We start from the raw sequence: 12,624 nt of genomic DNA, 5'->3' as shown, positions 1-12,624 counted from the left end.
CCAGAGCTGACACAAAACAAGAAAGCGCCAATTTTGGCGCTTTTTTCATCAACTTCCATTTTCAATCCTCCTTAAGGCAGACTATGCTAAAGCCATCGAGATCAATGGAGGTCATCATGCAAAAGTATCTGTCTACCTTAATTTTAAGTTGTTGTGTTGCTTTGGGATTACTGACATCCCCCATGACACTCGCCGCCGACAGCTACGCTGAGGCGATCGCCAACTTCAAAAAAGCTCCCGACACTCAGAGTTTCTTTAACACAGCCTATGGTTACGCCATCTTTCCCACCGTCGGTAAGGGCGGTATAGGTATAGGTGCAGCCTACGGTAAGGGCCGGGTCTATAAGGGGGGCGTTCACACTGGCGACTCCAGCCTGTCACAACTTTCCATCGGTTTTCAGCTAGGTGGCCAGGCCTATAGCGAGATCATCTTCTTCAAAGATGCCAAAGCTTATCAAGAGTTCACCAGTGGCAGTTTCGAGTTCGGTGCCAGCGCCTCGGCTGTCGCCATCAATGTCGGCGCCAATGCCCAAGTGGGCACCACGGGTAACTCGGCAGCCGCCGGCAAATCAGGCAGTAACAAGACCGCCAGTGCCGCCTACATCAACGGCATGGCGATTTTCACCGCCGCCAAAGGTGGCCTGATGTATGAGGCCGCGCTCGCAGGGCAATCCTTTACCTTTGACCCCAAATAAGGGGCTATCTGAGAGGGAGTCAGATGGCTCCCTCCTTTCTTCTTTCCCATCTCAGGGTGATTTTCGATAATCGACTTGATAACGAAGATTGTTCTGCGCTTTTCGGAGTGAAGCTTCGACCTGCTTAGGGGTTTATAAAGGGGATTTGAAGCCATAGCTTCATGGTGTATCAATTGCCTGCAGCTTATGCAGCACAAAGCTGCCTAACTGGCCTTTTCAGGAAAGGTCTTGTTAACTGAGCATTAAACTGACTTTGGTATTTGGAAAGTTAGCTTTGAACCATGACTTAATCATGTATTAATTGCCTGCCGCAGGCTTTATGTGCAAACACATTTGTGACACGCTACGAGCACCTCCATGTGAGCTCTACCTCGGCATCCATGCCTCGGAAGGTCACAAATGTGTTTACACCGAGTTATCTGTCTCTTCGATTTAGTCACAATTGGTATCCATGAGCTTGGTTAAGCCAAGTTTTTCGGATAAAAGTGCGTTAGATTTTCCGCTCTAGCAATCATCAAATACAGATTAATGGTTGTATAAATAACGCCCTGTTATTAAGGTGTGAGTAACGCAATTCAAAAGCTACCGCACAGCGCCCTAATCACATTAGCCACCGCACAGTAAAAATGCCACGCGTTACGAATCACTCTTAAGCAATTTGTTAGGCTCTGTGGTCAGTACAGCCTCTTGTTGTGGACTATTATGCTCAGAATCAGCTGAAACATAGATTTGATACGCTCCAATAGCAAAACCACCAATACCGACTAGAAGACCAACAATGGAAATTACGGAGTTTCTTTTTTTCTCTCCTCTAGCTTGGTCCGTATATTCTTGAAGTTGGGAAACAAGCAGCTCTATCATATGTTGATGTTCTGGAGCTTCCTGCCTTATTCGTTCTAATGGTAGCTTTAACTCTGGTGGTATTCCCTCAAATGGTTCGTCTGACTTAAGCTTGTTTGCCCACTCCTCAAGCAAGGTCAAGGATTTACTATCTTCTGTAACTCCGTTTACAACCTCCTGCTTTATTAGGTTATTTAAACTTCGCTTTAAGGAGTTGGGAGACAGCAAAGAGTAACATGATTCGATTGCTTTGATATGTTCCCAGGTTGGCACACCATTTTTAAGTGCATTAGCAATATCTTCTTTTAGCTTACGATCATTCTTAGACTTAATTACATCCACCAAAACAGTCAAAATCTGCCAAAATGCAAAGAGCAGAGCAATCACTAAACTAACTGAGACACCAATTAGCGTAAATATACTTTCGTTCATTATTTTCCTCTAAAGAGCCTAACGCCCGCATTTGCGGCTGGTTTGGAGCGCAGCGGAAAGCCAGTCCGACAACATGCGCTTGTTAGGTTCTGTTTAAATTTGCTTACGTTTAATCCCAGCAATTGCAGTCTGCACCACAGCCACCTGGCATATAGCAGTTGGGATCGACCGGTGGTGAACTTAAATCTTGTGCCTGATAAGGAGCACGCGATGAACCTTCAATCAATTTAGAATTTTCCCAAGAGTAGATCACACCGACATCGCGAATGTTGCAATGATAGCAATACATTTCCCAACTAAAGTTATCATAAAGAAAATCGTGAACACGCTCCCTCATCTCCATTGGGGTTACATAAAACCATTCAGACCGCCTACCCGAAGTTTCATGTGGTATGCACGTGTATAGCCCACTCAAAAATTCTTTTACTGAATCCTCTATTGCAGCCACTTTTTTAGGGTCAATCCCATCTTTTATTTTGAAAGAACAGAATAGAGTATAAAAAGGATTTTGACTTCCGCTTGCCCTTGTTCTCAGCAAGCCTGTAGTTAATCCTATTTTGGCCATGTTTGGGCGGTGAATATCAGTTCCAATATAAATCCAGTTTTCGATTGAATTTTCTTGTCTGATCCTTTCCTGCTCAAGCCACTCCATTTTATAGTCATGTCCAAAAACTTTACCTGCCATTCCAACCTCTAAAAATTTTACCATGCAAGATGCTGACTAGATGCAGGGCACCAAAGAACCTAACGCTTTGCGAAAGGGCAAATGCGAGCCCCGCGAGTATTTGTCCCGCCCGCTGTTTGGGCAAACTTACGCAACTTGTTATACACCATTTACCGATGCGTCCATTCGTATTCCCAACAATAGTGTTTGGAAATTTGCCTAAACATTCCTTCCCAACTAACGTCAGCGCAATTGGAAAGAACTTTGTTTAATTCCTTTAAAGTCTCATCCCAAGAATAATAAGGCAATACAAGGAGATGACCTTTATCGGTCGATTGAGACAGAGATTTTTGTGTTATCACATGGACCTGAAAGTCATTGGTTCCCTTCATTCCTTCTGCTCCAACAGAAATATTTAACCAGAAATCTACTTCCGCTGGATCTTCAAATATCCATTTATCAATAGGATCAAAGTCTGAACAGTCAAAACTTCTGATGACGGGAACGAAATTATTCATTTGGTGTATAACGCTCGCATTTGCGGCTGATTTGGAGCGCAGCGGAAAACCAGTCCGACAAAATGCGCTTGTTAAGCATTACCGCTTGCCGACAATATCAAGAATTTTCCCAAATATCTCCGCTTCATCTTTGTTTAGCTTCTTAGATTCTAGGAGTTCTGTTGTTTGGCCGCCTTCTAATTTCTCAGATGTAGACCTAAATCCGCATTTCTCAATTAGCTCGTATACTTTTAAATCTTCACCACTTGATTTTATCAATTTAACAATGGCCAGCGTTTCCTCTCTGGATCTCTGAAGAGATTCATAATATCGAAATTCATCCATGGCAGATTTATATTGCTTCAGGAAGAATAGCGCAATGAACTCGACAAAGAATAGAATTCCAAAGTTTGGCGCCAATGAAACTAGTAGCTTTGTGGTATCTATATCTCCAGCTAATCTCGTTGTTTGGAGATAGAAGAAAGCAAGTCCAGAAAAAGCAATCAAAACTCCAATTAGCAAGTACACGCCGGATCTAGAATATAGACCTTTCGCCAGTTGTCTTGAGTTTAGAGTTAAGCTTGTAAGGAACTCTTCCGGGGTTTCTGTACTTGTTTTCCTAGATATCAGCGACTCTAGATTTTCCGAATGCTCTTCCCGCTTATTCAATGCTATTTGATCGTGAGCAACCTCACGAGAAATCAACTCCCGTCTTCTGCGCAAAGTCTCCAAAGGAAGCATGTTAAAGATAAGCCGATACAGAACTGGGAAAATCACAACAACTATAGATACCAAAAATTCAAAATATCTAACTTGAATAACTTCAATGGGTTCTGCCCGCCCGATGACCATATCGAATATAGCGCGGCCAGATATGAGAAAACCTATAAACACCCATAGATACAACTCAACCATCCGTCGCCTTACATTCTGATGTCTTTGGAAAGCTATCTCGTCATCAATGTTTTTTGCTTCTTGCTGATCCATTTAAAGTCTCGATTTAGTTTGATGCTTAACATTTTATTAGTGCGCATGCGCGTTTACCTCGTTGGACCAGTGAAAACGCGAAATAAATGGGGTCAGAGTTAACTTTATAAGGGAGTTGATTGGCGTGTGGAGATTGGCTTTTTCATTCCCTGAACGGCGTGGTCGATGTTTGACTCGAGTAGGCCTAGCTCTGTCCTTAAGTGGTGATACTTTAATCTACCTTGTTAGTGGCTATCAACATGTTATGTCAAATATTTGTCTGTTTTTTATAGAAAAATAATAGCTTGTCTTAGGGAGAATTCAGTGAGGTTAAATCGAAGAGACGTTAGATACTCGGTGTAGATACGCCGGTGACCTTCGGTTTCAGGGATGAAACCGCAGAGCGGCCAGGGATGGCACACAGCGTGTCACAGGCGTATCTGCACATAAGCCCACCGCAGGTGATAGGTTGCCATGACGGTACGACCTTCAACTCATATACCAATGACGACAGCGTCAGACGCTACAACAGCAAAAGTGCAATCAAAGCCCCTCGCCGGGCAGGCGATAGGTTTCCATGAAGGTACGACCTTCAACTCATATAGCAATGACGACAGCGCCAGACGTTACAATAGCGAAAGTGCAAACAAAGTCCCCCGCCAGGCAGGCGATAGTTCACAGTGAAGGTTAGACCTTCGAAACCCTATCAAATACCAACTAGGCCAGACACCAAACAAAATGCCCAGCCTTCATTGCAAGGCTACTCGTGCCCCCATGGCGCTGGCGGTAACTCAACTGGCTGAGTCAAATCAAACGTCACCTTAAAGTCACGATTTTCCCGAGTGAGGCGGTAGATAAACTGGGTATCGGTGATCCCCATGTGCCACACATTGGTGATCGATTGGGAGAGACCATTCTGTTTGAAGTTGTCTATAGAATAGGCATCGACAGGGAAAGATTGCAGCTCTGCGCTGCCGCCATCCTGGGTATCGCCACCATACATGGTAACCTTGTCTTCGCTGCCATCTTGATGTCTGTGATCGTGCTTAAGGCGCAGCCCTGTATCCGTCTTAGTGATCACCCAGGTGCGAGAGCGATCCTCACCCACATGAAACGGTACCTTAAGCTCACTGTCGCTGCACTCCCGTACATGCATCACTAAGCGTTTGCCAGAGAAAGCCGAGTCGGCGCTGTTGCCCGCCGTCACCTTGCCCTCAAAGGCCTGGCCACAATGGGCGGCTATCGCATCGAAAAACTGAGTCTGCTCGGTACTAGTGGCCATTGCGGGTGCGGCTAACATTAGGGAAACGCCGGCACCTAAGGATAGGAATATTGATATGGATTTAGCCATTTTATTTTTATGCTCCTTTGGATTGAGTATCCACACTAGCATGAAGAGATAAATTAAAGCTGAATAAAACAGCCCCTAAAGGGCAGGTGATTTACAGGAGACCTATTTAACGACAGGTTAAGATTGGCTTACTTTTTGTCCGCTTGCTCTACTGACATAATAATGGAATCCACTGACCAATGTGCGCGTACACCTGGAATATCTGGACAAGAACTACGACAACCTAAACGATGATCGCGCCGTTACTCTCGGCTTCCGCTATGACTTCAACTTAAACTGGAAAGGCTAACCTTTAGCTGAAACAGATAATAGGACTGTTCAATCGCGATTGAGTCTCAAGTATCAACCACTCCCTGGGGCCTTCAGCCTGAAGGCCTCTTTTAACCTCTCCACCACCAAGCTTGTCAGTATCGCAGCGTCATTAAGGCAATCAACCTGGACAACTAGCTGATCCAGGTGCGGCTGGCGGGCTAATGCAATCGAGCTTTCAATCAGCTGACAATCGAGGCGTCAATCGAACCAGGCGGAGGTCTTCTCCGCCGCCTGGCGCTTCACTTCATCATTCACATACATGCTGACCATGGCTAGCGCGGCAGCTAAGGCGCCGAGATCGTCGGAGAATCCCACCACTGGGGTGAGATCGGGTATGGCATCCAGCGGCATAATAAAATAAGCCAGGGCGCCAAAGATAACCGACTTGGCCCACTTGGGAGTATCAGGCCTCTGCGCCGCGTAGTAGAGGCACAGGGCGTTGTCTATCACCTCACGTCCGGCCTGCTTGGCAAACTGTTTGACCTTACGCCAAAAACCCTCATCGCTGTAACCATCGACCTTGGCCGCGTCATTTGAGTCGCTCATAAGAAGCTCCTGTACAATAAAAAAGGGGAGTCATTAGATACTCCCCTTTTTTCATCGTTTTGACCAGCGGTGCTTTAGCGCTGATGTTTCGGCGTGGTGCCCCAAGCATTCTTCACAGGACGTTTGCCTGGCTTACCTGTGCTAGCTTTGCCGGCTCCGCCTTTACCTGCTGCTCCCGTCGACTTACCCTGAAGCTTAGCATTAGACTTGGTCTTACCTTGGCCATTGCCCTTACGCTCATCGAACTGGTTAGCGCTGAAGCGAGTCACAGCCTTTTTGCCCGCTGGTGTCTTAGCTGTCTTGGCTCGATAGCCCTGACGTTCCTGGCGCGTCTCGGCTGGCACCAAGCAATTCACCCCACCGCCGATAAGATGCTCTTTACCCATCTTGATGAGCGCTTCGCGGATCATTGGCCAACCTGCGGGGTCGTGATAACGCAGTAGCGCCTTGTGCAGCTTACGCTGACGGCCGCCTTTGGGTACTTCGACCGTTTCACTGGTGTGCTTAACGTTTTTCAACGAGTTCAGCTCAGTGTGATAAATCGTCGTGGCGTTCGCCATGGGTGACGGATAGAAGTTCTGCACCTGATCTAGCTTAAACTTCTCTCCCTTAAGCCAAAGCGCCAGGTTGACCATATCCTCATCCGTGGTGCCAGGGTGAGCCGAGATGAAGTAAGGGATCAGATACTGCTTCTTGCCCGCCTCGGCGGAATACTTGTCAAACAGTTCCTTGAACTTGTCGTAGGTCCCCATGCCCGGCTTCATCATCTTGTTTAGCGGGCCCTCTTCGGTATGCTCGGGGGCGATCTTCAAATACCCACCCACATGATGACTGGCCAACTCCTTCACATAACGGGGATCTTCCGTCGCTAAATCGTAACGAACACCTGAGGCGATTAGCACCTTCTTAATGCCCGGCACGTCGCGAGCGGCGCGGTAGAGATCGATCGTCGCCTGATGGTCGGTGTCTAAGTGACCACAGATTGAGGGGAACACACAGGAGAGTCGGCGACAGGTACTCTCGGCCTTCACCGAAGTACAACCCAGTCGGTACATGTTGGCCGTCGGGCCGCCAAGATCCGAGATCACGCCGGTGAAACCTGGCACCTTGTCTTGAATATCTTTGATCTCTTTGATGATCGAATCTTGCGAGCGGCTCTGAATGATGCGGCCCTCATGCTCTGTAATAGAACAGAAAGAACATCCACCGAAACAGCCGCGCATGATGTTGATCGAAGTCTTGATCATGTCATAGGCGGGGATCTTCTCCTTGCCATAGACGGGATGCGGTACACGCTTGTAGGCCAGATCGAACACGCCGTCCATCTCGTCGGTATTGAGCGGCCAGGCCGGAGGGTTGACCCAGATGGCGCGTTCGGCATGGGGCTGAAACAGGGCGCGGGCACAGCCCGGATTCTGCTCCTGATGTAAAATGCGCGAAGCATGGGCATAGAGATACTTGTCGGCGGCAACCTTCTCATAGCTCGGCAGCAAGACATAGGTCTTCTCCCAAGGCTTGGGACGCGGCGGCTGCACTGAAATGGCTTTCGGCGCTTCGTTATCAAACACCTTAACGTCGCTAGGCCCAGAGAGATTTTGACAACCTACATCATCAGCGCCATAAGGGTTAGGAATAGGGTCTATCTTGTGCAGCTGATCTAACTTGCGCGAGTCCATCCCCTTCCAGCCGTAGAGGGGTTCTTTGCGGATCACTGTGGTGCCGCGTACATCGTGTATCTCGCTTATGGGTTCACCGGCAGCGAGGCGATGGGACAGTTCCACCAGCGGACGCTCGGCGTTGCCGTAAACCAAAATATCGGCCTTAGCGTCTAAGATCACCGAGCGGCGCACTTTATCAGACCAGTAGTCATAGTGGGCGATGCGGCGCAGGCTAGCCTCTATGCCGCCAATCACCACAGGCACCTGTTTATAAGCTTCTTTACAGCGCTGGGTATAGACTGTTACGGCGCGGTCAGGGCGCTTACCGCCCACATTACCTGCCGTGTAAGCATCGTCATGACGCAGACGGCGCTCGGCGGTATAGCGGTTGATCATCGAGTCCATGTTACCCGCGGTCACGCCGAAGTAGAGGTTGGGCTTACCCAACTTCATGAAATCCTCTTTGCTCGACCAGTCAGGCTGAGAGATGATGCCGACTCTAAAGCCCTGGGCCTCCAGCATACGGCCGATCACCGCCATGCCGAAGCTGGGATGATCTACATAGGCGTCACCCGTGACGATAATGATGTCACAGCTATCCCAGCCTAGCTTGGCCATCTCCTTACGAGACATGGGCAAGAAGGGAGCCGGTTTTGCATTGCGGCCCAGATACTTAGGATAGGTAAAGAGTGTGGATTCAACCTGCATGTATGATACTGCCTAACTTTCAAACCAAAGAGTAAGTGTAGTCGCCATGCGGCTCGGCGTAACGACCACTAAAAAGGAGGCGGAGTATAACAGTGAAACCTACTTAAGTGTGAACAAAAAAGCAGCAATAACGGCGATTTTCTAGGCGAACATAAAATAAAACAGATTCACCAGCGCCAAAGCAAGGATCACTATCCAACTCAAGAGTACGCCCCAGAAACGACCAAAGTGATAGCCGCCGCGACCCTGTGTCAGGCCGATGGCATGTAGGATACGCGCCACCAGCCATATTGTGCCCGCCCCGTGCAGATAGACGGCTGCCAGGCCGTTAAGTTCGGCCACCAGCAGTAACAAGAGCGCAATTGGGGCATTCTCGATAAGATTGGCGTGTACTCGGTTGGCTAAGCGTAGTTCATCACTGCCACCTGAGCCCAGACCTATCTTGAGTCCGCGCCTTAGGCGCACCACCCGATAGGTGAAAAACACCGCCATGATAGCAGTGAGAGCAATATAAAATCCCGAAACGCTTACCGACATATGATTATCCTTAAATATTTGACCATACAACCCGCATGGCAACTTCCCACGCAAAACTCACTTAACCTAGCACAAAGCTTTCACCGCTGACCAATCAAAAAGCCGTGAGGAGAACAATGAAAAACACCGCAGAATCTTGGCCTTGACACAATTTGTACCGTTAAAAAATTTCCCAAGCCATTAACCTTTTTGGTACAAGATAGGTTAAGATGCGCTCGCTTAAGCATCACCCCCAGTTTTCATCATCATGGACTGTACAATTGGACAACGCAGAGTTTCTTGAAAAACGCAGATTTATCATAAAATTAGGTAAAGCACTGCACAAGTTTGGTACCCCTGCCTACCGCTTAGAGGCTCATCTGCAATCGATATCTAAAGTCTTAGGTATCGAGGGCTACTTTCTGATCTCCCCCACTTCCATGACCTTTGTGTTGCAACATGATACGGATCAGGAATACAACCATATGGCCCGTGTCAGACCGGGCGAACTGGATCTGGGCTCACTGGCACGCACAGATGAACTCGTGGAAGAGGTGCTCTCGGGCAAGCGCACCCTGACCGAGGCGCTTGAGCGCCTCGAAGAGATCGCCAATAAACCTAATCCCTATGGCCCGCTGCTTACCCTGCTGGCCTTTGGCAGTTCGGCTGGCGCCTTCGCCATGCTAATGGGCACCAGCTGGAACGATGTCTTCTGGTCGGCGATTCTCGGCTTCATGGTCTATGGGCTGGTGTACCGCGCCGAACGCTCAAAGCGTATGGCGGAAACCCTGGAGCCACTCGCGGCTATCCTATGTGCTATCGCAGCCTGCGGCATCGCCTATTTCGATCCTTATATTAATATCCCAGTGGTGATCCTCTCGGGCATTATCGTCTTTATTCCTGGACTGGCACTCACCTTAGGGCTGGCAGAGCTGGCTGCACGGGATCTGATCTCGGGCACCGCCCGTATCATGGACGCCTCCATGTTGCTGTTTAAGCTCTATTTTGGAGCCATATTCGGCATGGTGATCGGCAACGCTATCTTTGGTGAGGCGATCTACTTTGAACCTGAGCCCCTGCCTCGCTGGGCCATCTGGTCGGCCGTGCCCATACTCTCAACCGCGCTGGTGATCATCTTTAAAGCCAGGCTAAAGGACTCCCCTTGGGGGATCTTTGCCGGCATCGTCGCCTTCTTCTCGGCCATGCTCGCGGGAATTTATCTTGGCGAATCTATCGGCATCTTCTTCGGCGCCTTGGCGGTGGGGATTTACTCAAACCTCTACGCCCGTTGGATGAAGGCTCCTGCATCGATAGCCTTGCTCCAGGGGATAGTGATCTTGGTGCCCGGCAGTAAGACTTATATTGGTCTGAACACCCTGATCTTAGGTGAGACCATGTTGAATCAGTCCCATATTGGCAGCCAGATCTTTCTGATCTTCATGTCATTGATCGCAGGGCTAATCTTTGCAAACGTGGCCGTACCGCCGCGACGCACCCTCTAAAAACATCACCCCGAGTTCTGATGCGGCCAATAGGGCTGCATCAGAAATTGCTCAAGTAAAATCATCACCTTATTCTTGCCCGCACCTTGACTATTTGTCATTACAGGTGTGTTATTAAATTGTGTCTAGAATTTAATCTCTGCGTCCTTCTTAAAGATAACAAGCCAAGATAAGGATGATCATAATGCGAACTGGTGCGCGCCTCCTTCCTCTGCTCTGCTGCCTATGGGCCAGCGGTCTGATGGCGGCCGACAATCAGGAAATGACGCAAGCACCAACAGAGAATGAAACAGCATCATCCGAGCAAAAGCGCCCAATCAAAAAAATCGTAGTCGTGAGTAACGCCATCTTCGATGAATCAGATCCCGATGCCTTCTTTATTCATCGCTGGGCTAATTATCTGCACATTAATACCCTAGAATCGACAATACTCAACAAACTCAGCTTTGATGATACTGAAAAGGTTTCCCAAAAGGATCTGGATGAAGCGCAACGTATTCTGCGTTATGAGTCCTACATTCGCGACGCCAAAATTAGTTTCGCCCAGCGTGACCCAGATGCCACACAAGAAGAGATCGGCGAAGGTGAAACCGTATTGGTTGAGACCTGGGACAATTGGTCACTGCTTCCCACCTTTAGTGCCAGCCACAGTGGCGGCGAAAATAAGTTTTCCGTCGGGATCAAAGAAGACAACCTACTGGGTTTAGGGGTGCGTACGCGCCTGAAATACACTTCCGATATCGATCGCACCGGCTATCAACTCGCCTTTCGCGTCCCTAGCGACTGGTTGGTGAAACACTCCACCTTCAGTGCCAACTTTTATGACAACAGTGATGGCCAGGCTACTATTTTAAATTTCACTAAGCCCTTCTACCGCCTTGATAGCAAAAATATGTATTCGGCGCACTTTATCAACGATCTACGCACAGATACCATAAGACAGAACGGCTTCGACATTAATGAATTTGAACATCAGGTCGAATACCTCAACGCCCAATATGGCTGGCGACTAAATAAGAAAGATAATTGGCGCTCACGCATCATAGTGGGAGTGACCCAAGATAAACACAGCTTCGACAATATCCCCTTGTACCCCAACAGTGAGCTGCCACAAGACAGAGACTTCCTATACCCCTGGGTTGCCTATCAATTTATTGAAGACGACTATAGGGTGCTGAACAATATCTACCTGATTAACTACAACGAAGACATAAACTTAGGCTGGCAACACTATCTCAAATTAGGCATAGAGACCCAAGATACGGATAGCCATTCGTCACCAGGTTATCATTTCAACTGGTACTCCTCTCGTGGGTATAAAAGCGATGAACAGTTAGTCCTGCTGCGCATGGACGGCGAAGGAGTGTTAGCGACCCGTCAGCCCGACTACTTTAAGGTCAGCGCCACAGCCGAATATTTTTACAAGTTCAACCCCAAGTGGACCGCTTACTCGAAAATGCGGCTAAGTACATCTAACAATAACTATCTAGACGCGCCGTTCGCCTTAGGGGATAACACTGGCGTACGAGGCTATCCCAACGACTACCAATATGGCGATAATCAATGGCTGATCAGCGCCGAAATCAGAAACTATCCCAACATCAATCTGTATCAATTGGCTGAGCTAGGCTGGGCCCTGTTTACCGATGTGGGTCAGGCAAGTGGCGGCCCGGATCATGACAATGAAGTATCGGGTCCTATCGGCAGCGTTGGCATCGGCGCCCGTATCTACTCCTCGCGTTCCAGTTATGGCAGCGTCGCTCACATAGATCTCACTCTACCTTTTACCAGCGGCGCCGAGGTCAACAGCTGGGAGTGGCGCTTCCAGGTCAGAAGCCATTTCTAAGCCAAACGAGCATATCTCGGCCATGAGACTAAACTGATAACTAGCGTGACAACAAAGGTAGACCTCTCACCATGATCCCGCCGGGAATAAA

General features: G+C 48.5%; 11 protein-coding genes. 3 read left to right on the top strand and 8 right to left on the bottom strand.

Going from position 1 to position 12,624, the window contains the following annotated elements; genetic code table 11:
- The first annotated feature begins 116 nt into the window (after positions 1 to 116).
- Positions 117 to 695 carry a lipid-binding SYLF domain-containing protein gene (locus CFF01_RS01250; protein ID WP_088903580.1) on the top strand — a complete coding sequence of 193 codons (579 nt, stop codon included), beginning with the start codon at positions 117 to 119 and terminating at the stop codon, positions 693 to 695.
- A gap of 636 nt (positions 696 to 1,331) precedes the next feature.
- Here the strand turns inward: CFF01_RS01250 and CFF01_RS01240 are convergent.
- From CFF01_RS01240 to CFF01_RS01205, 8 genes are all read right to left on the bottom strand, one after another.
- Positions 1,332 to 1,967: a hypothetical protein gene (locus tag CFF01_RS01240; RefSeq protein WP_088903579.1), complete on the bottom strand. Its 636-nt coding sequence runs from the start codon at positions 1,965 to 1,967 to the stop codon at positions 1,332 to 1,334.
- Between the two features lie 109 nt (positions 1,968 to 2,076).
- On the bottom strand, positions 2,077 to 2,652 hold the full coding sequence (locus CFF01_RS01235) for a GIY-YIG nuclease family protein (RefSeq protein WP_157704915.1): 576 nt from the start codon (positions 2,650 to 2,652) through the stop codon (positions 2,077 to 2,079).
- Between the two features lie 149 nt (positions 2,653 to 2,801).
- A complete protein-coding gene (locus CFF01_RS01230) occupies positions 2,802 to 3,149 on the bottom strand; it encodes an Imm8 family immunity protein (protein ID WP_088903577.1) in 348 nt (115 codons plus the stop codon).
- A gap of 78 nt (positions 3,150 to 3,227) precedes the next feature.
- The gene (locus CFF01_RS01225) at positions 3,228 to 4,115 is read right to left on the bottom strand and encodes a hypothetical protein (protein WP_088903576.1); all 888 of its coding nucleotides are present in this window, start codon (positions 4,113 to 4,115) and stop codon (positions 3,228 to 3,230) included.
- A gap of 739 nt (positions 4,116 to 4,854) precedes the next feature.
- Positions 4,855 to 5,445, bottom strand: coding sequence for a hypothetical protein (locus CFF01_RS01220; RefSeq protein ID WP_408640501.1), 591 nt, complete (start codon positions 5,443 to 5,445; stop codon positions 4,855 to 4,857).
- A gap of 510 nt (positions 5,446 to 5,955) precedes the next feature.
- A complete protein-coding gene (locus tag CFF01_RS01215; protein ID WP_088903574.1) occupies positions 5,956 to 6,303 on the bottom strand; it encodes a YkvA family protein in 348 nt (115 codons plus the stop codon).
- A gap of 74 nt (positions 6,304 to 6,377) precedes the next feature.
- Complete coding sequence (locus tag CFF01_RS01210) at positions 6,378 to 8,669, bottom strand: YgiQ family radical SAM protein (protein WP_088903573.1); 2,292 nt, start codon at positions 8,667 to 8,669, stop codon at positions 6,378 to 6,380.
- Between the two features lie 141 nt (positions 8,670 to 8,810).
- Complete coding sequence (locus tag CFF01_RS01205) at positions 8,811 to 9,206, bottom strand: MAPEG family protein (RefSeq protein ID WP_088903572.1); 396 nt, start codon at positions 9,204 to 9,206, stop codon at positions 8,811 to 8,813.
- 260 nt (positions 9,207 to 9,466) lie between these two features.
- On the opposite strand from CFF01_RS01205, the gene CFF01_RS01200 reads away from it, so the two are divergent.
- Positions 9,467 to 10,687, top strand: coding sequence for a threonine/serine exporter family protein (locus tag CFF01_RS01200; RefSeq protein ID WP_033540404.1), 1,221 nt, complete (start codon positions 9,467 to 9,469; stop codon positions 10,685 to 10,687).
- A gap of 184 nt (positions 10,688 to 10,871) precedes the next feature.
- Positions 10,872 to 12,533 carry a ShlB/FhaC/HecB family hemolysin secretion/activation protein gene (locus tag CFF01_RS01195; RefSeq protein WP_088903571.1) on the top strand — a complete coding sequence of 554 codons (1,662 nt, stop codon included), beginning with the start codon at positions 10,872 to 10,874 and terminating at the stop codon, positions 12,531 to 12,533.
- Positions 12,534 to 12,624 lie beyond the last annotated feature (91 nt).

This window comes from Shewanella marisflavi, assembly GCF_002215585.1.
GTDB classification, from domain to species: Bacteria; Pseudomonadota; Gammaproteobacteria; order Enterobacterales; family Shewanellaceae; genus Shewanella; species Shewanella marisflavi.
The sequence above is the reverse complement of the archived record's forward strand: the minus strand, read 5'-3'. Positions and strand labels throughout refer to the sequence as shown.